Source organism: Methanosarcina baltica (assembly GCF_055394095.1).
Map to the genome: position 1 here is coordinate 692,544 of NZ_AP042463.1, position 25,622 is coordinate 718,165.

Here is a 25,622-nt window from a genome sequence, read left to right on the forward strand (position 1 = left end):
ATTCAAATATAATATCAAGGATTTTTGCTAACAAGAATGATTATTAGGGAAATAAACAATTGCATCGATTCCAAAATTAAAGAATAAACCACGGATAAACACAGATGATTTTAATCCATGTCTATCCATGTCTATCCGTATCCATCCGTGGCTCTTAAACGGAAAACTCGTTGACCTACAGGCCGTCCTTAATATAGAGCAATCCCTGAACTGAAAAATTGAAAATATAGTTCGACCATTCCTAAAGCATTGGGACTTTTTGCTGCGTCCATGTAAGTATCAATTTGGGACGTTGGCTAATATGAGTCCATTTTAGCAAAAAAAACCGACCCAGAAAAAAAGTCCGCTTGAGCAAAAAGAAACCGATCCTAAAAAAGTCCGCTTGAGCAAAAAGAAACCGATCCCGAAAAATAGTCCGCTTGAGTGAGCGGAATTAGGGGTGGAAAAAAATACATGGAAAGGCTGCGAGAAACTCCCACTCCTTCCCATAAAAATTTAGAGTGCTTCTTCTACTCTTTTGTAGATGAGGTCTGCGACCAGCTCGTCGGCCCCAAGGGGTTTTGCATAGCAAAGTGGCACTTCTTTACCGTCGATTGTAAGGTTTCCGTGTCCGTTTTCGTCCAGGCCCAAGATTCCGGGGATGTCCTTTGTGATGTGGACTCCGGAAGCCAGGAAGACCGGCACCGCAGCGATTTTCGTAACCCCGGTCCCGGCGAATCCTGCAATGGCCTCGTCAAGAGTAGGCTTACTGTTCTCCATAAAACCGGCCCTGACAACAATGTCAGCGTGCTTTCCTGCAATGTAGTCCGCAATCTTTGTCACAACTTCCTTGTTAAAAGGCAGTTTACTTCCGTGGCCAATAGCTAAAATTCCGAGTTTTTCTGTCATTTTTAAAACCTCTCATTATAATCTTATTATTATAATTCTTGTTTGTGTTATTTAATAAAAAGTGTTCATAGTAAGAGATAATATAATATAATCTTTTTGAGCAAACTGGGTTAAAAAAAGTATATTTGAGAGGTTGAAATAGAACTATAGATTATTATTTTCAATCCCTGTTTCAGCTCAGGCAGCAGGAGCCCCCTTCCTCGATGTTTCTAATTGAAAATTAGAAACTCCTGTTAAACCTAAGGGTTTAACACGACAGTTCCGGCTTTGGCGAAACTGGCAGGTGGGGGAGGAATGCGTTCAAACATTCACAGCCTGAATTAAAGTTGTACCATGCGTCTTCGGTTAAGTGAAGAATCGTGACAAATTGCTTCCATTTCTTCAACAGTTATCATAAGTTTCAATGTATTGTGGACTGGAACAAGGTATCGATTTCATGCAGAGAGGCCAAATTTAAGGCAGGCTTCTGGTACAAAATCGATAGCTATCAGGCAAGAAAATTCCTTAACCGATGACCAATGAAAGTTGTACTGCTTGCTCTTAATCTAATGCAGTTTTTCTTAATATTGACACTTGTAGTTATCATGTTACCGAAAATATCACACAACGTGAAATATCCAGTTGATCTTTTGCCCCTGATAAAACCGGTCCCTTTTTCTGTTATTACAAGATCGAACTTCCTAAGGCCAAACACTTTTCCAGTAGGGATTTTTTTCTCTGATCGCTTACCCCTTGTTTGCTGGAAGTCCCCGGCAGAAACGTGTTTTTTGTGGTAAACCGTATTATCCAGCTTTACCGTTTGCCCGTCCTCGCAGCAGATAGCAACAGCATCATTATAGTGGGTTTTTGGAAGTTTTAAAAACTGTTCTCTCTTAAACTTGGTCTCAAAACCAAAATATTCCTCAAACTCCCAATCGGACTTTTTAAGCTGGCTTTTGATAATACCCATGTGGGTTGCATGTTTGGTTTTCGATCTTCTTTTCTTTAGCTCAAACTCTCCGGCATGGAGAGCCTGGTGGCAGGTTCGGCATAAAGTAATAAGGTTCTCTGGAGTATCGGGGCCTCCATCAGACCTGAAAATGATGTGGTGACACTGCAAATGCTTATCCTTTGATTTACCTTTGCAGTGCTGACATGTGTACCCGTCCCGGTCCAGTACGAAAGCCCTGGCGTTGTAGGCATCCTTCAGTGGACCTTCCTGATACTCAATACCTGAAACTCCGGATTCGTTATTTTGTGAATGTCAAAGGAAGCCGTTTCGACCTTCCACTTCGTAACCGGTAAGATGGATTCCACAAAGTTCTTTTCTCTGATGTGAAATTCCAACTTACTCCTGATTGAAGGCGCAAGCCTTCCTTCTCTCCTCAAAGCTGCCCTATTATTGAACCTTGCGGGCCTGTACCTTGTTTTCCGGCCTCTCCGGTTTCTTCGGTACATTCTCCGTTGATCCATCTTTTTAGAAACATCTTGCCTTAATTGAATTTCTGACTGATAAACTACCTTTCCGTTAGCAATAGCCGCACAGCCAACAACTTTCGAGCCTGAGTCTATGCCTGCTATCACGGGCTGAGTGTACCCCCCACTTCCGAAAATCATTTTAATCGTAAATGGTGTAGTTCTCAAAACCCTGGCCTTGCCTTCCCTCAAAAGCTTTCTGGCCTTTGAAGGTTTACAGGGCATTAGTGGTTTTCCGTTCTGGTTTTTAATGTAAACTAATATAGAGTTCACCTCCATTTTTTGGAGTTATGCGTATTGGGGGCTATGGAGTCAACCCACCAAATCCGGCTTCCTCTCGATCTGATACTGAAAGGTTTGTATGATGCAAGCACTGTCCCTACCTCTCAGGACTGTTTAACCAGCATCCTTAGAGCCTGAAACTGAGGCGGCATTCCAGGGTAACTATAATATTCTTTCGTATCGGCTGCCAGTATTACAAAGCTCCTTACTGGCGATCTGGTCAACCAGGGACTTGCCGAAACAAGCCCCTTACTCTAAAATCTTAGCCTGAAGGCTAAGATTTTAGGGAGGGGTAATTGACATTAATTAATCCAACTTCATATCAACCCGACAGCCTGAAAAATGCTTGTCCCGACCCAGACCACCATAAGGTTGCTGACAGTGAGCACAAGGCCTGCGAGTTCTATGAAGTGTTTTGTAAAAACCCATCTGGAAGGAGAATTTTTAATTATACTGGCGCAGAAAAAAAGAATGAATATGAAAAAAATTTTCAGGTACAGGAGGTGGAAGATCCCGTATTTTTCCAGAACCATGGCAGGTATGGGGTTTCCTTCATAAGCGTAGGGCATTGCATACCATGTGGTCAGCCAGTCCCCTAATACATAAAACAGAATAATAAAGCGAGCCTCGTACAAAAAATCCAGAAAAGAACTTAGCGAGTAATACCCAGAGCTTATTTTTGTTTCCATACCCAGCTTTCCCCTATATAAGGGACCTCCCAAAACTAAATTTATTTTATCTCATTATATACTTACAGGAAACAAAAATCTCAAAAAATAAGTTATAACTTAATAAATACCGTAACTTTATAGCCAGGTCGCAAAATTATAAACTAATCTCGACCGAAGATTTGAAACAAGGAAGTTCCATTCAGGAATGATTCAAATATAATATCAAGGATTTTTGTAACAAGAATGATTATTTAGGGAAATGGAACTATACTCACCCAGCTTTATCGTTTGAAGTTCTCGATCAAAAATCACTAACAAGAGGACTTTCAACCACGGAACACACGAAAGGACACGGAAACCGGCCTTCAGCACCCGAGTTCCGCTTCGGGATCACAGGAAATCAAAGATTTCCTGGGAGTTGCACTGCAAGTGCAACAGCAAGGTGTCCTTTTCGGGAGCTACGCTCCCTCAAGAGGACGAAGAAATACCAGCACAACCTTAAAATCGTCTACCTGCACTATTTTTTCCGTGTGTTCTGTGTGTTCCGTGGTTTGAGTGCACACACCAAACGTCTCCACCAACAAAAAAACAACATGTATGAGTATAGAGCAATTCCCGAAATAAAATCTGAAGTTATATTATCACAATTCTTCAACAGTTTTTCAATCGAAGCTCTACTCGCACTCAAAACCATCCACTCAAACAGGCCTGAAAAAAATGAACGAAAAAAACCCTTCCTGCCCCGAAACCTATCCTCTCCTCGAACTCAGAAACGTAAGCGTTGTAAAGGGCGGAAAAAAGATCCTGGACTCCGTATCCCTTTCCTTAAACCCCGGCGAAAACCTTGCCATCATAGGCCCGAACGGCTCGGGCAAGTCTTCCCTTATCAAGACCTTCACAAAAGAGTATCACCCCCTCGCAGGCGAGGAAGAAGCCGCCTTAAGGATCATGGGAAAATCGAGCTGGAACGTCTTTGAGCTTCGAAAATTCCTCGGAATCGTCTCCGGCGACCTTCAGCAAACCTGTGTGCGACCCATTCCGGTGCTCGACGTCGTACTCTCGGGCTTCTTCAGCAGTATAGGAATATACTATAACCACAAAATCACACAGGAGATGCGGGCCCGGGCCCTTGAGGTCCTGGACTTTCTGGAAATCCCCCGGCACTCCGGCAGGCTGATGAACGAAATCTCCTCGGGAGAGGCCAGGCGAGTCCTCATAGGCCGAGCTCTTGTACACGACCCGAAGGTCCTTGTCCTGGACGAACCCGCAAACAGTCTGGACCTTCGAGCTCTGCATTCCTTCAGGGAAAGTGTCCAAAAAATTGCAGCCTCGGGAAAAAGCATTATTCTCGTAACCCACAACCTCGAAGACATCATCCCCGAAATCGGGCGGGTCGTCCTCCTCAAAGATGGAAAAGTCCTCAAGGACGGGCCAAAAGAGGAAATCCTGACCGAAGAAAACCTCTCAGAACTATTTTCCCTTCCGGTCAGCGTCCGGGAAAAGGGCGGCTACTACAGGGCCTGGTCCTGAATATATTTCAGGTAAAATAGCCGATTTTTCCGAGAATAATTACCAGCGTGTTCCCCGCAAAAGCAAGAAAACCTATAGCTGTAACCATCCATTTGGTAAAGTTCCAGAAGGCCGGGTATTTCTTTATTGCCCGATACTCAAAAAAAAGCAGGCCCAGAGTCAACTACCCCTCCCTAAAACCTTCGCCTAATGGCTCAGGTTTTTGAGGAAGGGGCTTGCTTCGGTAAGCCCTAGTTGAATAGCCTTTCGTTATACTGGTCATGATATTCGAGGATACTCCACACGTTCTCGGAGATTTCGATCTGGATTAAACATCCCTGAGAGGAAGGGGAAGTGTTCAGGTCATTAACAAGCCAGTATAACAGTGGCGATGTGGACCCACTCCAATCAAGGAGGACAAATCTATGAAAATATTTGTCATCAATATACACAACGAACCATTAATGCCCACGACCCCTAGGAAAGCAAGAATATTACTTAAATCAGGTGGGGCAAAAGTGGTACAAAGGAATCCATTCACTATCAAACTTTTTTATCCTTCGGGAAAAAATACTCAGGAAATAACCCTGGGAATCGATAATGGGTTCCTTAACATAGGATTTTCGGCAGTTTCCGAAAAAGAAGAACTTATTTCAGGAGAGGTAAAACTTCTTGCTGGAATGCCAGAGCGAAACGATGAACGGAGAATGTACCGAAGAAACCGAAGAAACCAGATAAGACACAGGAAACCGGGGTACAACAAAAACACCAACAAAGAAGATTGGTTGGCTCCATCTATCAAACATAAGCTTGAAAGCCATATCAGATTAATAGAGGATCTTGCCGAAATCTTGCCCATAACAAAAATCGTTGTCGAGGTTGCGAACTTCGACATTCAAAAAATCAAAAATCCGGAAATTGAAGGCAAACAGTATCAGGAAGGGGAACAGGCAGGCTACGATAACGTTCGGGCCTATATTTTGCACAGAGACGGATACTCTTGCCAGAACCCGGACTGCAAAAACACATCAAAACAGCCTTTGCTCCAGGTGCATCATATCCAGTACAGAAGTAACAGTGGTTCTGATCGGCCTGATAACCTGATCACACTTTGTAATAAGTGTCATACTCAAAAAAACCACAAAGGGTTCCTTTTAACATGGAAACCAAAGGTAAGAGGCTTCAAAGATGCTACATTCATGAATATAGTACGCTGGAAGCTCATTGATATTATAAAAGAAAAGTATGATGTTGAGCACACTTTCGGATATGTCACAAAAGCGAAAAGGTACGAGCTTAATCTTGAGAAAACTCATTCAACCGATGCCTTCTGTATTGCTGGAGGGGGAACTCAGGTTCGATGTGCTCCCCATGAAATACGACAAATAAGAAGAAATAACAGAAGCCTCTCGAAGTTTTACGATGCGAAGTATATTGATTTGAGGGACGGCACTCAAAAAACCGGACAGGACTTAAATTCTGGAAGAACTACCAGAAACAAAAATCTTAACGGGGAAAATTTGAGAGTGTATAGGGGTAGGAAAACAAAGAAAGGAAGATACAGCATAAGGAAAAATCATTATCCAATTCAGCCAATGGATTTACTTGAGTACGAAGGAGAGTTATATTATGTAGCTGGAGCACAAAATTACGGAAAGTATGTGAAACTTCGTGCCTCAGAAATTAAATCATCCAAAGTAGTAAATATTCAAAAAGTTAAAATTGTAAAGTACGGCAAAGGATTCTGTTGGATTGACCAATCAGTACCACGTTAAAAAAAATATAGAATCCGGCCCCCGTAGTCTATACGCATTCATCTCCCACCTGCCAGTTCCGGCAAAGCCGGAACTGTCGAGGAAGGAGTCTTCTGCTGTTTGAGATAAAAAGCTTAAGAAAAATTATGTAAAAGGCCCCGTATTTATCAATCACGAAGCGTAGCAGGACGTTCACCTCACACCCGTATTCCAGGGCATACATAGTGCTGATCCAATCCCCGAGGACATAAAAAAGGATAAGGTACCGTGTTTCGTGTATGAACTCGCTTATATCCTGCCTTCGAAGCCCCAGCCATAATATCCTCATAATATTCCTCTCAACCATTAAGATGGAGCCAGTCCTGGAGCAGGTATTTTACCGTGCCTGCGGACCCTTCCTCCGTTATCTCATATCAAAATTATTCTATTCTAAAACCCTGATTTTTTTATAAAACTTATTGAATTTTGTTGGCAGACTTACCCCCCAACATATATATGATTTTTCGTATCAATTTTCCGGATAGTTTTTTAAGGAATGGTAAAAATATAACTTTAGATTTTATTTTGGGAATTGCTTTATACTCATACATGTTGTGTTTTTGTGTGAGGGGTGTTTGGTGTGTGTGCATTCAAACTTTACTTTCAAAGATGCATGTTTTTCCGTTATCAAGCGGCTTTGTTTGTGTGGGCCTAAGGAATGAATAATCCTACTGATGACGTTTTTATTGGGGTGGCAGGTAATTACCCAAGTTCAAGAAAGAAAATAATGATGCTTGCTTTGTACTCATCTCTTCCAGAATAATATTACACTTATTTGATTCTTTATCCTGGATAACTGCCAGCCTAATTTCGGACAAATTTTCAATTAGTCTTCTCATAGAAAGACCATATCTCTTTGTCTCCCAGGCTAAATATCTGTAGAAAAGTAAGCCAATTATAGACAGAAATACGTGAACTTTGATATTTTCATCTTTGTGGTGGTACACCGGTCCCACAGGGACAAGCAGGTGATCATTCAATAGCTTAAAATCATCCTCTATAGCGCCTTTATTGTTGTATGTTTGCACAATTTTTTTAGTGTGCCAACGGTGCTTATCTGTAAATAGTATATTTTTTCCTAATGAATTTTCGCGCTTATTTTTATTCTCTTCGTCAATCCAGAACTTTAACTGAGGTTTTTTCTTACCTTCAGGAGCATCAGTAATTTCATATTTCACCATACTTCTGTATTTTTTGATAATAATGTCTGCAACCTCTTTTTCTACACTGCTCCTGTTTCTTGCTTTTCCTCTGTTGCTTTCCAGTCTCCTCTGTAGGTCTTCCAGATTCTCAGTTATTTTTGACATATTTGACTCACAAGTTCTTTTTTGAAGTTTGTGAGTTCCTTCATTGAAAGTAATTACTGTTGTAAATTCTGTCCCGTAAAACTGATGCTTTGTCCGATAGCCATAAATTTTGTGGCCTTCTGAGCTTTCATATAAAAATTGATATTTAGATAATGGCACTTCAAGAAGATCATCTGCCTGATTTGCTTTTACAGCCCCTACAAAATTCATCTTTGAAGTTGCTTTTTCAATGTTGTCCTTTGAATTGTTTCCCTTATCAAAAACAAGAACAAGGTCTTCCGAACAAATATTCAATTCGGTTAGACGGTTTACTATTTTGTCAACCAGACCTGAAAATTCCTCTGAATCATGCACATTTCCTGGATATGTCTCGTGAATAAAAGGTAAGTTGTAATCATTAGCAGCCAGCGCTACAGATACCTGATTTTTGTCTTTACGATGCTTTTTGTTATACCCTTTATGAAGCAATTCACTTTTTTCATCATAATTGGTAGCATAAGTGAACCAGTTTGATTCATCCACAAACAGTACTGAAGGGGTTAGTCCTTTTTCGATGAGAACTCGGCACAAATCGTCTTCAATATTTTTCATTGTGTCGGAATCAATGTAATTCATATGATTCAAAAAATTCTGACAATTTAATTTATGAGGGAATTTCCACTTAAAAGATAAGGCCGATTTTTTGAACCATTCCCCAATACCGTTTTCACTTAAAACTCCATGAGATTTCCCCACTATATCAAGTAAAAGATACTCTCCGACACTTAAACCATCGATTGATTTTTTCATAGTGTGCTTGTTCACTATGTCAACGAATCCAAGCTCTTCATTCACATGAAGAAGTGCGGCAAGTTTGCCGTACTCAAAAGATTTCAGTTTCATGTAGGGCAATGATTCACTCTGTTTTTTCATTTCAAATATTTTTTCGGCATTGCCTAAATATATCTGAAATATAGTTTTCACTTTTCCATCAATTCTGCCAGTTTTAATAATATACCAGTATTTTTTACCGTTGATTATTTTCTGTTTTAAAAAAACCATGATATAAATTTAGGTTCTACGTATATAAAGATATTTCTTCAAAAAACAGATACAATAGGCTTTTTAAATGTAATTTAGAACTTAGGCCTTACAAATATTTTTTTTAACGGATCTTCCTTGCCACTGATTTTTGTGGCAAATCAAGGCAAAAATAGCTCTTCTTTGAAAGCTGAGTCAAACCACGGAACACACGGAATACACGGAAAAAGAACGCAGGAAGATGATAATTACGGTTTCTCGGGCATTTTTTAGTCCTCTTGAGGGGGCGTAGCTCCCGAAAAGGACCCCGTGCTGTTGCGATTTCATCGCAACTCCCAGGAAATCTTTGATTTCCTGTGATCCCGAAACGGAACTCGGGTAGTGCAACTCGGGTAGTGCACAATTATCCGAAAGTATATTATTAACCGTGTCCTTTTGAGTACTGCAAAAGCTTTTTGCGTTGCTGACAGGAGGGCAATTTTGTATTTTGTCCACGGCGCAGTTGACGTTTAACATTTACCAAAAGATCTCAATTCGAATCTGGCAGGCCTCTCTGGCCGGCTAACATTATACCGGATATGTCACTGAGTATAATGTTATACATCGTTTATTCTTTTAGAATCTGGTGATTTATCATGAAAACACGTGAATACATGCTTGGAAATGTGGCAATCGCCCGGGGCCTCCTTGAAGGAGGGGTTCAGGTTGTGTCCGGTTACCCCGGAACTCCTTCCTCGGAGATTGTTGACACGCTTGCAGCCCGGAAAGAACGGGACTACTATATAGAGTGGTCCGTCAACGAAAAGGTGGCAATGGAAGTAGCGGTCGGAGCGGCCTGGGCCGGGGTCCGGTCGGCCGTAACCATGAAACACGTAGGCTTAAACGTGGCAGCCGACCCCTTCATGACCCTTGCCTATGCGGGAGTCAAGGGCGGCATGATCATAATCGTTGGCGACGACCCTTCCTGCCACTCCTCCCAGAACGAACAGGACACCCGACGCTATGCTCAATTTGCCCTCGTGCCCTGCTTTGACCCCTCAACTCCCCAGGAAGCCAAGGACATGATCCCCTATGCTTTCGAGTTTTCCGAAAAGTTCGAGACCTCTGTTATTTTCAGGGCCACTACCCGGATCTCCCACGGAAAGGCCGACATCGAACTCGGAGACATTCCGACGGAAAAACCCTGCTGCAATTTCGAAAAAAGGCTCGAACGCTGGGTTATGCTCCCCAAACATGCCAGGCCAAATCATACCCGGATCCTCGCGGCCCAGGCCGGCATCGAAGAAGCCCTCGCCGGAGCCCCCTGGAACTCCCTTGAAATCAAAGAGGGAGCAAAATTCGGAGTTATCGGGGCGGGAATCGCCTCAGTCTACGCCAGAGAGGCCCTTGAGGAACTCGGGATTGAAGCGTCTTTCCTGAAAATCGGGGCCTACCCTATCCCTAAAAAGCTTGTCAGAGAACTCCTTGAGACCGTGGACACCGTGCTGATCTTCGAGGAACTCGAGCCTGTAGTTGAAGAACAGGTCAAAATGATCGTCCAGGAAACCTGGCTCCCTGTCCGGATTTTCGGGAAAATGGACGGGACTGTCTCCCGGGAAGGGGAGCTGAACGTAAGTGCCTTCCTGGAATCTCTCAAAAAAGTCTTTGACCTGCCCGAGGTCGCTGAAAGCGGAGAAGGAGTAGAGGAGGCCGAGGAAGCAGAAGAAGGAATCAGACAGCTCGAACTTGCCTCCAGACCACCTGCGCTCTGTGCCGGCTGCTCGCACAGGGCGACCTTCTATTCCATGAAGAAGGTCTTTGGAAAGGATGCCGTCTACCCGAGCGACATCGGCTGTTACACCCTGGGAATTCAGAACGGGACCGTTGAGACCACACTCTGCATGGGAGGTAGCATTAGTGTCGCCTCAGGGATCTACCATGCCGGGGAAAAGCGGCCCATTTGCTGCTCCATAGGAGATTCTACCTTCTTCCACACAGGGATGAACTCCCTCTTAAACGCCATCTACAATAAAGCCAACATCACGGTCGCAATCCTGGACAACCGCATAACCGGTATGACCGGGCACCAGCCAAACCCTGGCATGGGCCTGACGGCAACCGGAGAACCAACGGTGGAAGTCTCCCTGGCTGAAATTTGTAAAGCCATGAAAGCCGGATTCGTAACCGTTGTTGACCCATACGACCCAGCCGAGACCCAGGAAGCTTTCAGAGCCGCAAAGGATTTCGAAGGGACCGCCGTGGTCATCGCAAAACAGCCCTGTGTGATTTCTGCAAAACGGGCAGGAGTCAGACGCATGCCCTTTGTCGTTGACCCCGAAAAGTGCGAAGGCTGCAAGCAGTGCGTGAAGTTCGGCTGTCCTGCAATCGAGTTTGACGAGGAGAAAAAGGTCGCGCTAATCACTACCCTTTGCAGTGGTTGCGGGGTCTGTGCCCAGATATGTACGTTTGATGCCATCCAGGAGGTGAAGAGATGAGCGAAAATGTGGCTGAAAATGTGGCTGAAAATGCGGCCAGGAAGCAGAAGCAGAAATTCGACCTCCTGATTACGGGAGTCGGGGGACAGGGGGCCATTCTGGCCTCGGACATTATCGGAAAAGCTGCGGTTTCCGCAGGTCTTCCCATCCGGGCGGCCGAAACCCACGGCATGGCCCAGCGTGGAGGTTCCGTGGAAAACCATATCAGAATAGGGACGAAACTCGGGCCCATGATCCCGAAAAAAGGTGCTGACCTGCTGCTGGCCCTGGAGCCCATGGAAGCTGTCCGCTACCTGGACTACCTCAAGGACGGAGGAGTCATAATCGTAAACACCGAGACCATCATCCCGATAACCGTAACCTCCGGCCAGGCAAAATACCCCGAGGTCTCGGAAATCCTCAAAGCCCTGGAAAAGAAGTATGATGTAAAGGCATTCAATGCGGACGACGTGGCGGTTGAGGCCGGAAACAGGCTTGCCATGAACGTGGTGATGGTGGGAGCGGTTTCGAATTACCTGCCTATCCCGTTCAAGGTCCTGCTTGAAAGCGTGAAGGGACTCGTGCCTCCGAAAACCGTTGAGGTCAATGTGAAAGCCTTTGAACTGGGAAGAGAAAAAATAGAGAAAAATTAAATAAGGTCAATAATCCCCCACTGAAGAGGCTGTCCGACAACTCAATCAGTCCCCTTCCTCGACGCCGAAGGCTGGCAGGTGGGGGTTTTCTGCTGCCGGAGATAAACACCGGGATTTCCTACAAGAAAAAATTAGAAGAACAGGTTCCGGGAGTTTTCCAAACTCTTCGATTTTGAAATCGATGTCCTCGACGGAACTTCGTAACTTGTTAAAAATTGATATATAAAAGCAAAGAAGGAAACCCTCAGATATCTTAACTAAAACCTTTTTTTTTCACTTTTTCCTTTTTCAGTTTCTTCTCTATTTTTCCTTTTTCAGTTCCCCTTTTTTCCGTTTGCATCTGTTTCATGCCTGATTTATCTTTTCTGGACGCACATGTTTTTTGCCCCTTCCAGACATATTTCTAGGATAGGTACGTACTGGTAGATGGTAAAGGTGATAGAATTGAGTCCTGAGTTGAGTCCCAATCCGAATTTTAAAGTAAATAATGAAAAGAGTTATATTGTGATCGCAGGGGAAGAAGGGGGGCCCCGCTCGAACAAGATGGGCGGGATCTGGAACGTAATCGATGCCGAAGCCCAGACCCTTGCGTCCCTCTCAGGTTCCGGGAAATTTGATGATTGTCCCGTCCCTCAAATCCTGGTCGCAGGTCCTTATTACGGGTACAGGGGAGCTGACTGGAATAAGGGCCTAAACCGGATTACCGGGATGGAGGAATTTGAGCCCTTCCAGCCGGACGAAGCCGTATCCACAGCCCTTAAAGCCCTCTCGGAGGAGGGAATCAATGTTTTTACGGGGGAAAAAAGGGTAGGGGACGTAAAAATAGGCTACCTGATGTTTCAAACGGATAATTTCGGAAGGGTCCGAACAAGCTACAAAAACGCCGGAATCACGCTCGAAAACCGGGTCAAGGGCGAGGCCTATGAGCTCCTGGACCTCGACTCTATGAAATACGAAATGATGGGAAACGGACCCGAATACACCCATTACCTTTCCCTCTCTTATGCCATCTCCGAATTTATTAGGGCCCTTATCGGGACGAATGGAGAAATCATGGCCGTGGATAAAGCCAGTCCCTCTTCCGGGCCGGACCGGGCCATTCCCTGTACGAAGGTTGCCCTACACTGCCACGAGTTCGGGACATTTCATGCAATCGCAAGGCTGAAAAAACTGGGTGTCCCCGTAAATACAGTTGCGACCTTTCATGCCACTCTTCCGGGCCGGACCGCGGGCAGCGGGGCCATCACAAAACTCCGGAACAACGACAGCACCTGGCCTTCGGGAGTTTCCGAAAACATGGCAGCCCTCGAAGCCCTGGCCTCCTGTGCCGACGTGGTCACAGCGGTCGGGGAGTCCACAAGGCAGGAAGCCAAGCTCTTTTACGGGATTGACGGAATCGTTGTCCGAAACGGGATTTCCATCGATTCCGAAAGAATCGATTGGGGACGCAAAGAACGCTGCCTTGAAAAAATCCAGACCTTCCTTTCGGAAAAGCTGTACACGCACTACAGAGGGGAAAAAATCGAGCCTGAGAAGGTCATCCCCATTTTTACAATCTCTCGCATAGAACTGGATAACAAGGGCTATCCGGACTTGCTTGATGCCCTTGTGGGCCTTGAGCACATCATAAAAAACAGCGTCCTTGAAGGGCACCTTGAAGAAGGGATCAGGGTCGTATGTTTCCTTGTGACAGCCGAGGGCCCCAAGTCCAACCTGCCCGAAGGTTTTCCCGTCAACCTGCCCAGGGACATTCTCGTAGGAAACGAACTCCTCCTCCAGAACATGATTGAGGAGAAAGGGCTGGAATGTTCCAGGCTTGCCAGGGGCAGGCATTACGTGGCGGCCGTCCTCTACCCCCAGATCATTTCGGCTCAGGCCGGGGGGCTCGAAATGGAGGTTGGGGATTTTATGGCCGGCTGCTGTGCCGGGATTTTTCCTTCCCGCTATGACCCCTTCCTGCTTACGGGGCTCGAGGCTGGAAGGGAGGTTACTCCCTGCGTGGTCAGCCGGGTCTGCGGGTTCAGTGATGCGGTCAGAACCAACGAGTCTCTGATTGAGGGACTGGGCGGGGTGATAATTGTTGATAATATTGACCTTTCTTACTATGAAACGGTCCTTGAGTATGCCCTGGCGATGAGTTACTTTATCCGCAATTTTATGGATGACCGGGTTAAGTACAAGTTGCTCTGCAGGGAGGCTTACCTCCTGGCAAAGGACATGGACTGGAAAAAGCCCGTGGAACAGTACTATGAACTCCTGACAGCGAGGAGGTTCAGTAGACAGGTGGGGCCAGGCGGCAAAAAATCATAATTTACACGGGGTTTTTCTAAAATGTCAGAAATTCGAAAACACTATTTTCTCTCCGATTACTGCATCATCGCCGAGGATAGGGCAAAGAGACCCTTTGAGTTTGTTTCTGAACCGCAGGAGACGGATACGCGGACTTCTTCTCCCGGACCGGAGTCTAAGTTGAATTCTGATTCTGGTTTGGATTCTGATTTGGAAGCTTCCTCTCTCCTTTCTTCCTCCTGTGTTTTTTGCGCAGGAAATGAAGGCAGGACCCCTCCGGCCTCCGCGATATATAAAAATGGGGCTCTTTTTGAAAAAGGCGCTGAAAGGGTACAGGGCTGGGATATAAGGTGTTTCCCTAACCTTTTTCCGGCCCTTTCTCCGTCTCCCACCCTCTCTTCGTCCCCATCCTTCTCTCCGTCCCTTTCCCAGGGCCCTGCTTTTTCCGGGCTTCCGGGTTTCGGGTGCGAAGCTGTTCCCGGTTTTGGTTTTCATGAGGTGATTGTCGAGTCTCCTGTCCACGGCAGGAACCTTGAGGATTTTTCCGATGAGGAGTTAAGGCTGCTCATGCAGGTTTACAGGGACCGGGTGGCCCACTACCGGCGGCATGATAAAATCCGTTACGTCTCTTTGTTCAAAAACTTTGGAAAAGCCGCCGGGGCCTCTCTTGATCACTCTCACAGTCAGCTTCTTGCCCTGCCCCTGCTCCCTCCCCTGTTTGAAAAGGAACTGCGGGCAATCCGGGAACTGGATAGTTGTCCTTATTGCGCTATTCTTGAAAAGGAAATCCGGTCTGAGCGCCTTATCCTGGAGAACAGGGACTGCATAGCCTTTGCCCCTTACTGTTCCAGAGTCCCCTTTGAAGTCTGGGTCCTTCCGAAAAAACACGTATGTGGACTTGAGGCCTGTTCCGAAGATCTCCTTTTTTCTCTTGGGGATATGCTCAGGGCCGTTGTTTCAAAATATAGGGAAAAACTCGGGGGACCGGCCTATAATTGTATGTTCCACATCTCCGAAGCTCAGGAGTATCACCTTTCCCTCAGACTTGTGCCCCGGCTTTCTCTCCCCGCGGGCTTCGAGCTGAACACTGAAATCTATATAAATACCGTTTCTCCGGAGAAGGCTGCTTCCTTTCTGAGGGTGAAATGAGTCCCGGACATTATTCAAAAAACAGGGAATTTTTTTACAGATATGTTTATCTATTATTAACAAGAGAATAAAATTATGGGATGTGTGTATTGGTGGTAAATGAGTAATACTTTAAGCAGGTTAATTAACAAGATATTTTTGCAGGATATAATCTTTTGAGGTCCACGTCTGTCTGGAATTTATAATAATTACCGGTATTGTGTGGGATTCTTTCGGTTAAACGGCTTTTCAGGCCCTGCATGGATCTACTTTCATGCAGAAACTATTTGAGCAGGGTTAATAAAGGCCCGGGTTTAACTATATCCTGATTTATATGCCAACTCTTTAAAATTAAAGGTTATGTGAGTTTATGAAAAAGCTTCGTATCGGAATGTTTGCATGGGAAAGTCTGTATTCTATCAGGGTCGGAGGGATTTCGCCGCATGTCTCCGAATTATCTGAAGCTCTTGCGGCGAAGGGCCAGGAGGTCCACCTTTTTACCCGAGACCTTGAAAACGGGGAGGAAGTGATTGAGGGGGTTCATTACCATAAGGTAACTTTTGACCACTCCGGAGGGGTCGTGGAGCAGATGAACCGTATGTGTGATGCCATGTACTGCCGGTTTCTGGAGGTGCAGGAAAGTTTCGGAAAGTTCGATGTCCTGCACGGGCATGACTGGCACCCCGTGAATGTGCTATGCAGGATAAAAACCAGGTTCGTACTACCTTTCTTGCTCACCTACCACAGTACGGAATGGGGGAGAAACGGGAACCGCCACGCGGACTGGTGGGAAGCCCGGGAGATTTCGCATAGGGAATGGCTCGGAGGCTATGAATCAGCTGAGGTGATTGCAACCTCTGATATACTCAGGGATGAGATCCAGCATATCTACGGGGTCCCTGACTACAAGGTCTCGAAAATCCCTAACGGACTCTGGGTTGGAAAAATCATGAAAAAACTTGACCCCGGGGCCGTTAAAAAGAGTTTCGGAATACACCCCTGCGTTCCGGTCGTGCTTTTTACGGGCCGTATGAGCTACCAGAAAGGCCCAGACCTCCTGGTCGAAGCTGCGGCTCGGGTCCTGAAAAAACGCCATGTGCATTTCGTCTTCATCGGGGAAGGGGAACTCCGTTCCGGCTGTGAACGCCGGGTCCATGAACTCGGGATTACGGAGGCCTGCACTTTCTTAGGCTATGCCCCCGACGGGACGGTGATTGACTGGTTCAATGCCTGCGACCTTGTCTGTGTGCCGAGCAGAAACGAACCCTTCGGAATAGTGGTGCTCGAAGCCTGGGATGCGAAAAAACCCGTGGTTGTGACCGATGCGGTTGCCCTTGTGGACAATTTCAAGACAGGGGTCGTTGCCTACAAGAGTCCGGAATCAATTGCCTGGGCCCTCGATTACGTGCTCGATGGATTTGGCCGGAACCGGATGGGAGAAAAGGGATTTTCTCTCATGAAATCAAAATATAACTGGGACTTGATAGCCTCGGACACCCTTAAAGTATACGAAAAAGCTATCGGAAAGTAATCCCAAATCAAAAAATAGTTTGTATCACAAAAATAAGAAAAGAAAAGAAAAGAAAAACCCCGGGGGTTTCCGGAAACCTGATTTTAGAGTCCTTTTATCCCCGGGTCCGGTAGATAAAGAATCAATCGTCTCCTTTTTCGTCAAATTGTTTGTAGCTGTCCGTACCTACCATGGCCGCTGCTATGGAGTCAATCCCGTCAAGCCATTCTGTGACGAGTCCGAAGGGCAGTTCGGCCATTATTTCATCGGGCAGGCTCTCTCCTTTGATAATGGATGCCCCGCAGCGAGCGGTAAACTCCAGAGCTATCTGGAGTTCTTCATCTTCCTCGGCTTCCAGAGCTGCTTTTATGAGGTCGGTGAGGTTTTCACCCGCCTCATAATCTCCCAGGACAAAGCACTCGAAGGCAGCAAGTGTGCCCACAAGGGAGTTTTGTACGGAGTCAATCATAAGGTCGATATCATCGGAAATCGGATCAATCTTTGAAAGCACGATCTCCCTTATTTGTTCAAAGATTTCCAGGGCCCCCTCATCGGAGATTGCGCCTTTTTCAAACCGGGCTATGACCTTCAGGCAGGCGAGGATAACATCGTCTACCATGTTCACGAATATTGCGCTTTCTTTCCCGGGCTGGTCCTCTGATTCCGATTCCTTTATCTCAAAGCCGCTGTTCTTTGCCTGGGCAAGCCAGTTATCCCAGCGTTTCTGAGTATAAAATTCGTAAGGGGATTGATTTAGTTCCTTCACAGGCACGAGTAACACCACATATAACATTTTTTACTTATTTATCAATCATTCTTTTTATTACTAAAAGGTGTTGTTGAGCTTACCAGGCTAGTTTCACTTTTTTTAGTGAGTGGCCGGCCGTGCATTCCGTATCGATGTTTTCCAGGACCTCTACGATTTTGCACTTGTCATCTTTTAAAAGCTCTTCGGGGTGGCAGGTCTTATATTCTTTACAGTCCCTGTTGTCGCATTTCGGGGGTTCGTACACGAATGTTGCCCCTTCGATGGCTTTTCTGGACTCCACAGTTGCCGGAATAGGGGCCCTGCTGACATCCACGGCCACAACCCCGCCGTCGTGGAGGAAACACTGGTGAATTTCATTGTTTCTGATCCTTTCAATCCGATACCTGCGCCCGGATTCAAGGTTTAGACAGGTGTTTCTCAACCGGCATCTCTCACATTCCGGCATCTCTCCCTTGAATATGAACTCCAGGCCCTCTCTTGCAAGACGTGATCCGATAAGAGTTATTTTTGTATCGCTTTCTGCCATGGTATTTCCTTCCATTGGTCATCGGTTAAGGAATTTTCTTGCCTGTATGCTATCGATTTTGGAACCGAAATTAATTCATAATTTGGACTCCAAACCTAAAATCGATACCTTGTTCCACCCCCGCATCAACGTATATTATATACAATTGTTGCAAAGATGGATGCAATTTATCACGATTCCTCACTTAACCGAAGACGCATGTATTTCCTTCTGATGTATTTTTGGGATTTTCTTTATTGTAAATTCCTGATTTACGGAAATCCCTGAATCGATAAATCCAGATGATTGTGATAGTTGTATAATGTTGAACATTGAAAACTATGATATGCAATCCCTGTTTATACAGGTCTCTTCTATTTTCGGAAAACCGGTTTCCCGAATACTTCCGGACTGCACTTTTTGAATCCCGGCGGGGTTTAGTTTACCCTATGACCTTCGTGACTTTTGCGACCTTTTCCGCAGCGGAAGGGGTAAGCCCGCTTCCCAAGATGGTATAACGGTCCGGACGGATTGTATGTGCCTGTAACAGGGCTTCTACTATATATTTATCCTCTATTCCCAGCTCTTCCGCACTTGTGGGGGCCCCAATCGTCTTCAGGGCGTTTCTGATCTCCTGCCAGTCCCCTCCATGCAGGTACATCATCATGATGGTTCCCACTCCACACTGCTCTCCGTGCAGGGCCGGTTTCGGGGCCAGCCTATCAAGAACGTGGCTAAACATGTGCTCTGAGCCGGAAGCAGGTCTTGAAGAACCTGCAATACTCATGGCAACCCCGTTTGAGACAAGAGCTTTTACCACCAGGCGGGCCGAGGTCTCCAGTTCGGGTTTGATGGAGCCTGCAGACTCGATGATTACCCTGGCTGCCATGCGGGAAAGAGCCGCCGCGTATTCTCCGAAGTACTCGTTCCTGAGCCTGCCCGCAAGTTCCCAGTCCAGGACCGCCGTGTAGTTCGATATAATGTCCCCGCAGCCCGCTGCAAGGAAACGGTAAGGGGCCTCCGAGATAATTTCGGTATCCGCAACAACGGCCATCGGGGCGTTTGCTTCGGCCGAGGCTTTCCTCCCGTTGTCCAGGATCGAGGCCCGGGAAGATGCAATCCCGTCATGAGACGCAGCCGTGGGCACACTGATATAGGGGAGCTGTAGCCGGGTGGACGCAAGCTTGGCAATATCAATGGACCTGCCACTACCAACTCCCAGGAGGTAAGACGCGTCTATTTCCAGGGCTATTTCCCGGACACTTTCCACCTCTTCTATTGTGGGACTGCTGGTAAGCACCATTTCGGCATTGTTTCCGGAGTCTTTCAGAAGGTCCATGACCTTTTTACCCGCAACGTCCTTTGTGGTTTTGCCAGTTACTATAAGGGCATTTCCCCGCAGTTTCAGGTCTTCGCAAACTCTTCCAATACTTTCGATGACCCCGTGCCCTATCAGCACGTCTCTTGGCAACTGCATCCATTTCTCACTGTTTTTGCTTCCGCTCAATTTAATACCCGCATAAATTTATATTTGTGACCCCGGTTTTCTCTGTATTATTTAAACCCCAGGTATTTATACATATGATATATATAAAATAACACTTATAAATAGGACTGGTCAACTTATAAATATAACTCATCAATTTATACAGGAACCTTCAAGTGAACTGCCCCCAGCTGTCAGCCTTCAGCTGTCGTGTTAAACCATAGGTTTAACAGGAGTTTCTAATTATCAATTAGAAACATCGAGGAAGGGATCTTCTGCTGTCTGAGATAAATGTTCTTGAAGATGGATAATTTCCGAAAAAGGTATTTCCGGAAAATGAATTTTTTAATTCCGAAAATCGGTTTTCTCGAAATCGGTTTTTTCGAAACCGGTTTCTCTGTTTAAATACAGTAGGTATTAATTGTATTAGGATATTGCTATTCTGAACAAGTGATAAGGATGGACTCTCTTATAGATAAAATTTCGCAGTTTATTCATGTTTATTATCTGGACCCGATAATGAATGATTCAGGTTACAACGTGGTAAACACTCTTACCTGGGCTTTGATTCTGGGAATCTGTATCTTCGGAGTCTACAGGCTCCTGAACACCCTTAAAGTGAGGGTAAACCCCCGCTTTATCGCTTCTGTCCTGCCCTTTGTGCTTGCGGGCTCCTCTCTCAGGGTTCTTGAGGATTCCCCGGCCGGGATTTTCGATGCTCCCTGGAGCTACCTCTTAATAACCCCCAATATTTACTTTTTGGTCTTCGCGGTTACAGTGGTCTGCCTCTGGCTTTCACTACGCTTACACAATGCCGGATTCATCAACTTCCATGTTGCCTTTGCGGGTTTTGGGCTTCTCTGGTTCCTGGGAAACCTGGCCACCCTGCTTTATTTTGAAGATGTGGTCCTGGCCTACGTGCCCTTCTTCGTGCTCGGAGCAGGGGGTGGGATGACTCTTGTTTTCTTAGGAGTGGCCCGGGTCCTGGGATCAAGGATCTTTACCAATCCCCTGAACCTCTCGATCCTCATGGCCCACCTTCTCGACGCTTCCTCCACGGTAATCGGGATCGAGAAGCTGGGTTACTACGAAAAGCATGTGCTACCCGCCTACTTAATTAAGCTGACAGGCACCGCGCTGGTTATGTACCCTTTGAAGCTTATAATCTTCATAGGAGTCCTTTACGTGCTCGACACCCAGTTTGAAGACGACGAGGAGACTTCGAGGCTCAGGATGCTGATCAAAATGGTGATCCTTATCCTGGGCCTTTCCCCCGCTTGCCGGAATACCATCCGGATGACGCTGGGGATTTAAGAAAATGTCGGGATTTTTTAGGGAGTGAAATATGTCTATGAAAAGTGACGAAGCCTCTAATAAAACCGGTCCTGAGCTCCCAAATGAAACCAGTCCTGAGTTCCTAAATGAAACTGGTCTTGAACCCCTGAGTGGGCCCGATATTAATTTCCCTGATAAAACCGGTCCCGACTCGGCATCTTTTCCCTCCGGTGGAGAAAATGCTGCTTTTCCTCCTGCAAGCCCCGGTGGATACGGTAATAAAGGATGCTGTAAGCAATCGGAGGCTCTGGACTACCTGCGGCTTATCCGCCCTTACGTCCTGTTCATGTTCCTTATTTTTATCCTCTCGGCCTTTGCAGGATATGTCTCTTTATCTTATTTCCCGGAACTGGCCGATATGATCACTGAAAGCTTCGAAGCCAGTTTCGGCTCGATCCTGGACATGCACCCGGTTTACATAATGTTCTTCATCTTTTTGAACAACTCCTTTGTGGGCCTGCTTTTAGTGATCCTGGGGCTGGTCCTGGGAATTGCTCCACTCCTGATTATCGTCTTCAACGGTTTTGTGGTGGGTGTAATTTCGCGTGTCGTGGCCGATGAAATAGGGATTTTCCGCGTTCTGCTGGCCCTCCTGCCTCATGGAATCGTGGAACTCCCCATGATCTTTTTAGCGGGAGGAATCGGGCTTCGCCTGGGGCACCAGGTGCTCCTCTCCCTTATCGGGAAGCAGGCCGGGGTGAAAAAAGAAATCAGGCGGGGAATTATTTTCTATTTCCGCTGGGTCGTGCCCCTCCTCTTTGTGGCAGCCGTAATTGAAACATTTATAACTCCCCTCATTTTCCAACTCTTTCGGAGTTGAGAGCTTTCGGAGTTGAGAGGGATTTACTCGCCTGTGATGGGAATAGCCAGATGGAGCGCAGGCTGGATTGAAGACCGCAGGCTTTTTAAGGCTATTTCTGATAATGAGCGTTTTCATTAAGGCTAGTCTTATAAATGATCGCTTTTATTAGTCAAAGAAATATCCGGAATTTAACGTTTAATTTGTTGTCCAGGGCTCCTCAGTTAAGGTCTTAGGAATGGGTCAAATATAATATCAAGTATTTTTGTTTACCATTTATTAACCACAGAAAACACAGAACAGACACGGAAACTGGCCTGTGGCCGGTGAGTAAATTGGATATTAATGCAATCGAATTCAAAAACGACCCTGGATTCATTAAAAATGACTGAAAAATGCCGGAAAAACCGTAATTGCCGTCTTCCCCGAGTTTCGCTTCGGCACCCGAGTTTCGCTTCGGGAGCACGAGGTCCTTTTCGGGAGCTACGCTCCCTCAAGAGGACTAAACAACACCAAAGCAGCCTTCAATGGCGTCTTCCTGCCGTCTTTTTCCGTGTATTCCGTGTGTTCCGTGGTTTGAATGCACACACCAAACATCCCCTCACACAAAAACACAACATGTATGAGTATGAAGCAACTCCCAAAATAAAACCTGAAGTTATATATTCATCATTCTTAATTTGAGATTTAAAACTTATTTATTCAGAAAAATTGATTCCGAAATTTGAGGGCATTATACATGATTGACCGAAAAGAAATACAGGAAATTACCGAAAAATATTACGAAAACGCTGACCAGATCAAGGTGGGAGCCGTGGCCTCTCACTCCGGACTCGACATCTGTGACGGGGCCGTTGAGGAAAACTTCAAGACTCTCGCCATCTGCCAGGCTGGCAGAGAAAAGACCTACACGGAATATTTCAGGGCAAAGCGGGACTCCTACGGGAGAATTGTAAGAGGGGTTGTGGACGAAGCTCTGGTCTTCAACAAGTTCAACGAAATCCTGCTCCCGGAAAACCAGCAGAAACTGGTCGATGAAAACGTGCTTTTTATCCCGAACCGCTCCTTTACCTCCTACTGCAGCATTGATGAAATCGAAGACTCCTTCAGAGTCCCGATGGTGGGATCCCGGAGCCTGCTTCGGAGTGAGGAAAGAAGCGAGGAGCAGAGCTACTACTGGATTTTAGAAAAGGCAGGCCTTCCTTTCCCGGAAAAAATTGAAAACCCGGAAGACATCGACGAACTGGTCATGGTAAAGCTCCCTCATGCTGTAAAGAAACTGGAAAGAGGATTTTTCACGGCCGGGACTTATAAAGAATACCAGGAAAAATCCGAAGCCCTTATCAGACAGGGAGTAATCACCAGGGAAGCCCTTGAAACCGCCCGGATCGAGCGCTACATCATAGGCCCTGTCTTTAACTTTGATATGTTTTACTCTCCTCTCGAGACCGAGATGAGCCCTCTGGAAATTCTCGGGGTGGACTGGCGTTTCGAGACCAGCCTGGACGGGCATGTCAGGCTTTCGGCCCCGCAGCAGATGACCCTTTCCGAGCAGCAGCTCACCCCTGAATACACGGTCTGCGGGCACAACTCGGCAACCCTTCGGGAATCTCTCCTCGAAGAGGTCTTCGAGATGGGCGAAAAATTCGTGGAAGCTACAAAGAAACACTATGCTCCCGGGATTATCGGTCCCTTCTGCCTCCAGACCTGCATTGACAAGGACCTGAACTTTTATATCTATGATGTGGCCCCCCGGGTGGGCGGCGGGACCAACGTGCACATGTCGGTCGGGCATTCCTACGGAAACACTTTATGGAGGAAACCAATGAGTACGGGCAGGAGAGTTGCCTTAGAGATCAGGCGCGCTCTGGAAATGGAAAAGCTCGACATGATCGTCACATAAGTTTATTAAGCCTTTCCGGCATTAGTAGATATGAATATTGCAGTTCACCGCAAACTTTAAAAAACATGGCTGGAATCTGCAACCTTTATATCACTATCTAAAATTTATATCAAGCTCTTTCCCGGCAGCCAGATCCGGGCCCTTAATGAGCCAGGCCTGCTTTCCTTTATTAGGGATTCGGGATTTTCCCTGTTCATACCTGGTTACATCTTAATATCTTTATCATCATTTTAGTGGAGGAAATCATAACTTGAGTCAGCCCTGCGTTAATATCGGCATGGTAGGTCATGTCGATCATGGAAAAACCACGCTTGTCAAGGCCCTTTCAGGCGTGTGGACGGATACACACAGCGAAGAAGTAAAAAGAGGTATTTCAATCCGCTTAGGGTATGCGGATTCCGTATTCAGGAAGTGTCCCAAATGTCCTGAACCTCAGGGTTACACGGTTGAAAAGACCTGTCCTAACTGTGGGGAGAAAACGGAAGAACACAGGACCGTGTCCTTTGTGGACGCTCCGGGGCACGAGACCCTGATGGCCACCATGCTTTCCGGGGCTGCGATTATGGACGGAGCGGTGCTGGTAATAGCCGCAAATGAGGACTGTCCCCAGCCGCAGACCAAGGAACACCTGATGGCTCTTGACATTATCGGGATCGAGAACATCGTTATTGTGCAGAACAAGATCGACCTTGTCCCAAGGGAGAGACTGATCGAGCATTACAAGCAGATTAAGGAGTTCGTGAAGGGCACAGTTGCGGAAAATGCGCCAATTGTCCCGATTTCGGCCCAGCAGAACGTTAACATCGACGCTCTGATCGACATGCTGGAAACCAGGGTCCCCACTCCGGTCCACAAGGTGGACAAACCGGCCCATATGCTGGTCGCCAGGTCCTTTGACATCAACAAACCCGGGACAGATATCGAGGGTATCCACGGGGGAGTTATAGGAGGCACGCTTACGGAAGGAGCGTTACACGCCGGAGACGAACTTGAAATCCGGCCCGGGCTTAAGGTAACGAGCGAGGGCAGCACGAAATGGGTCCCAATCCTCACAAAGATTTCTTCCGTACATGCAGGAGCCTCAAAGGTCGATGAAGCAACCCCCGGAGGACTGCTGGCCGTAGGAACTCTCCTCGACCCGGCCCTTACAAAAGGTGACTCTCTAACCGGTCAGGTCGCTGGCGTTCCGGGTACCCTTCCCGACACCAGGCACCAGTTCACAATGGAACTGCACCTGCTTGAAAGGGTGGTGGGCGTAACCAAAGACGAAATTGAGATCAATGAGATCAAGACCAGCGAACCCCTTATGCTGAATATCGGGACTGCTACCACCGTGGGAATCGTCACAAGCGCAAGGACAAAAGACGCCAAGGTAGTGCTCAAGCGTCCGATCTGCGCAGCTCTCGGGGCAATGGTCGCAATAAGCCGGAGGATCGATTCTCGCTGGAGGCTTATCGGAGTAGGGGTTATCAAGAGTTGAAGGTCATTCTCGATACAAACGGGCTCATGATCCCCGTCCAGTTCGGGGTGGATATTTTCGAGGAACTGAAACGGCTCGGTCTCTACGAGTTTTTTGTTCCGGAAGCGGTATTGAAAGAGCTTGAGATGCTGGTAAAGCGGGCAAAGGGTTCGGACAAAAGGGCTGCAAAAGTCGCCCTTTCCATGGCAGGGCGCTGCGTCCTGCTCGATGGCACCGGCCCTGCAGATGACGTTATCCTCAGGCTTGCGGAAGATACGGGTGCGGCTGTCCTTACCAATGACATTGAATTAAAGCGCAGGCTGAAAGCGAAAGGAATTTCCGTGCTTTCTTTGCGGCAAAAAAACCGGCTGGACTTTGATTAAGGAAGTCGGTTTTTTAAGTCTGGCG

Annotated in this window: 23 protein-coding genes; 12 read left to right on the forward strand and 11 right to left on the reverse strand. The window is 46.5% G+C overall.

Translation table 11 applies throughout. The annotated features are described in order from the left end of the window. Positions 1-495 precede the first annotated feature (495 nt). The 4 genes from cfbA to ACZ5QV_RS03005 all read right to left on the reverse strand — a co-directional run bounded on the left by cfbA (position 496) and on the right by ACZ5QV_RS03005 (position 3,314). Positions 496-888 (reverse strand): sirohydrochlorin nickelochelatase, encoded by a 393-nt coding sequence (cfbA, locus tag ACZ5QV_RS02990; protein ID WP_464601156.1) that lies wholly within the window; start codon positions 886-888, stop codon positions 496-498. 487 nt (positions 889-1,375) lie between these two features. After that, positions 1,376-1,987: an HNH endonuclease gene (locus ACZ5QV_RS02995; protein ID WP_464601157.1), complete on the reverse strand. Its 612-nt coding sequence runs from the start codon at positions 1,985-1,987 to the stop codon at positions 1,376-1,378. An 86-nt stretch (positions 1,988-2,073) separates the two neighbouring features. Beyond that, entirely contained in the window at positions 2,074-2,616 is a 543-nt protein-coding gene (gene iscB, locus ACZ5QV_RS03000; protein WP_464601158.1) for an RNA-guided endonuclease IscB, read from the reverse strand. A 326-nt stretch (positions 2,617-2,942) separates the two neighbouring features. Next, positions 2,943-3,314, reverse strand: a complete 372-nt coding sequence (locus tag ACZ5QV_RS03005) for a DUF5658 family protein (protein ID WP_464601159.1) — start codon at positions 3,312-3,314, stop codon at positions 2,943-2,945. Between the two features lie 699 nt (positions 3,315-4,013). Here ACZ5QV_RS03005 and ACZ5QV_RS03010 point away from each other — a divergent pair. After that, entirely contained in the window at positions 4,014-4,826 is an 813-nt protein-coding gene (locus ACZ5QV_RS03010) for an ABC transporter ATP-binding protein (RefSeq protein WP_464601160.1), read from the forward strand. Positions 4,827-4,833: 7 nt separating this feature from the next. On the opposite strand, the gene ACZ5QV_RS03015 is transcribed toward ACZ5QV_RS03010, so the two are convergent. After that, on the reverse strand, positions 4,834-4,989 hold the full coding sequence (locus ACZ5QV_RS03015) for a hypothetical protein (protein WP_464601161.1): 156 nt from the start codon (positions 4,987-4,989) through the stop codon (positions 4,834-4,836). Between the two features lie 241 nt (positions 4,990-5,230). On the opposite strand from ACZ5QV_RS03015, the gene iscB (ACZ5QV_RS03020) reads away from it, so the two are divergent. Beyond that, on the forward strand, positions 5,231-6,580 hold the full coding sequence (gene iscB, locus ACZ5QV_RS03020; protein WP_464601162.1) for an RNA-guided endonuclease IscB: 1,350 nt from the start codon (positions 5,231-5,233) through the stop codon (positions 6,578-6,580). A gap of 28 nt (positions 6,581-6,608) precedes the next feature. Here the strand turns inward: iscB (ACZ5QV_RS03020) and ACZ5QV_RS03025 are convergent, their stop codons facing one another. From ACZ5QV_RS03025 to ACZ5QV_RS03035, 3 genes are all read right to left on the reverse strand, one after another. Further along, complete coding sequence (locus ACZ5QV_RS03025) at positions 6,609-6,887, reverse strand: hypothetical protein (protein WP_464601163.1); 279 nt, start codon at positions 6,885-6,887, stop codon at positions 6,609-6,611. A gap of 394 nt (positions 6,888-7,281) precedes the next feature. Then, positions 7,282-8,946: an IS1634 family transposase gene (locus ACZ5QV_RS03030; RefSeq protein ID WP_464599431.1), complete on the reverse strand. Its 1,665-nt coding sequence runs from the start codon at positions 8,944-8,946 to the stop codon at positions 7,282-7,284. 174 nt (positions 8,947-9,120) lie between these two features. After that, complete coding sequence (locus ACZ5QV_RS03035) at positions 9,121-9,441, reverse strand: hypothetical protein (RefSeq protein WP_464601164.1); 321 nt, start codon at positions 9,439-9,441, stop codon at positions 9,121-9,123. A 119-nt stretch (positions 9,442-9,560) separates the two neighbouring features. Between ACZ5QV_RS03035 and iorA the strand changes: the two genes are divergently transcribed. The 5 genes from iorA (at position 9,561) to ACZ5QV_RS03060 (ending at position 16,979) form a co-directional block, all read left to right on the forward strand. Further along, on the forward strand, positions 9,561-11,399 hold the full coding sequence (gene iorA / locus ACZ5QV_RS03040; protein ID WP_464601165.1) for an indolepyruvate ferredoxin oxidoreductase subunit alpha: 1,839 nt from the start codon (positions 9,561-9,563) through the stop codon (positions 11,397-11,399). After that, a complete protein-coding gene (locus tag ACZ5QV_RS03045; protein ID WP_464601166.1) occupies positions 11,396-12,031 on the forward strand; it encodes an indolepyruvate oxidoreductase subunit beta in 636 nt (211 codons plus the stop codon). The genes iorA and ACZ5QV_RS03045 overlap by 4 nt, the downstream gene beginning before the upstream one ends. Positions 12,032-12,574: 543 nt before the next feature. Beyond that, complete coding sequence (locus tag ACZ5QV_RS03050) at positions 12,575-14,341, forward strand: glycogen synthase (protein WP_464602018.1); 1,767 nt, start codon at positions 12,575-12,577, stop codon at positions 14,339-14,341. A 21-nt stretch (positions 14,342-14,362) separates the two neighbouring features. Next, on the forward strand, positions 14,363-15,469 hold the full coding sequence (locus ACZ5QV_RS03055) for a galactose-1-phosphate uridylyltransferase (RefSeq protein WP_464601167.1): 1,107 nt from the start codon (positions 14,363-14,365) through the stop codon (positions 15,467-15,469). 349 nt (positions 15,470-15,818) lie between these two features. After that, a complete protein-coding gene (locus tag ACZ5QV_RS03060) occupies positions 15,819-16,979 on the forward strand; it encodes a glycosyltransferase family 4 protein (protein WP_464601168.1) in 1,161 nt (386 codons plus the stop codon). A gap of 121 nt (positions 16,980-17,100) precedes the next feature. Here ACZ5QV_RS03060 and ACZ5QV_RS03065 read toward each other — a convergent pair whose 3' ends face one another. From ACZ5QV_RS03065 to ACZ5QV_RS03075, 3 genes are all read right to left on the reverse strand, one after another. After that, entirely contained in the window at positions 17,101-17,724 is a 624-nt protein-coding gene (locus ACZ5QV_RS03065) for a DUF2150 family protein (protein WP_464601169.1), read from the reverse strand. Between the two features lie 79 nt (positions 17,725-17,803). Further along, the gene (locus ACZ5QV_RS03070) at positions 17,804-18,253 is read right to left on the reverse strand and encodes a UPF0179 family protein (RefSeq protein ID WP_464601170.1); all 450 of its coding nucleotides are present in this window, start codon (positions 18,251-18,253) and stop codon (positions 17,804-17,806) included. Between the two features lie 421 nt (positions 18,254-18,674). Then, entirely contained in the window at positions 18,675-19,745 is a 1,071-nt protein-coding gene (locus ACZ5QV_RS03075) for an NAD(P)-dependent glycerol-1-phosphate dehydrogenase (protein ID WP_464602019.1), read from the reverse strand. A gap of 432 nt (positions 19,746-20,177) precedes the next feature. Here ACZ5QV_RS03075 and ACZ5QV_RS03080 point away from each other — a divergent pair, with 432 nt between their 5' ends. From ACZ5QV_RS03080 to ACZ5QV_RS03100, 5 genes are all read left to right on the forward strand, one after another. Beyond that, on the forward strand, positions 20,178-21,032 hold the full coding sequence (locus ACZ5QV_RS03080; RefSeq protein ID WP_464601171.1) for a DUF63 family protein: 855 nt from the start codon (positions 20,178-20,180) through the stop codon (positions 21,030-21,032). 37 nt (positions 21,033-21,069) lie between these two features. Next, on the forward strand, positions 21,070-21,873 hold the full coding sequence (locus tag ACZ5QV_RS03085; RefSeq protein WP_464601172.1) for a stage II sporulation protein M: 804 nt from the start codon (positions 21,070-21,072) through the stop codon (positions 21,871-21,873). Between the two features lie 718 nt (positions 21,874-22,591). Beyond that, a complete protein-coding gene (locus ACZ5QV_RS03090; protein ID WP_464601173.1) occupies positions 22,592-23,755 on the forward strand; it encodes a formate--phosphoribosylaminoimidazolecarboxamide ligase family protein in 1,164 nt (387 codons plus the stop codon). A 250-nt stretch (positions 23,756-24,005) separates the two neighbouring features. Beyond that, positions 24,006-25,235 (forward strand): translation initiation factor IF-2 subunit gamma, encoded by a 1,230-nt coding sequence (locus tag ACZ5QV_RS03095; protein ID WP_464601174.1) that lies wholly within the window; start codon positions 24,006-24,008, stop codon positions 25,233-25,235. Further along, positions 25,232-25,597 (forward strand): type II toxin-antitoxin system VapC family toxin, encoded by a 366-nt coding sequence (locus ACZ5QV_RS03100; protein WP_464601175.1) that lies wholly within the window; start codon positions 25,232-25,234, stop codon positions 25,595-25,597. The genes ACZ5QV_RS03095 and ACZ5QV_RS03100 overlap by 4 nt, the downstream gene beginning before the upstream one ends. The last annotated feature ends 25 nt before the right edge of the window (positions 25,598-25,622 follow it).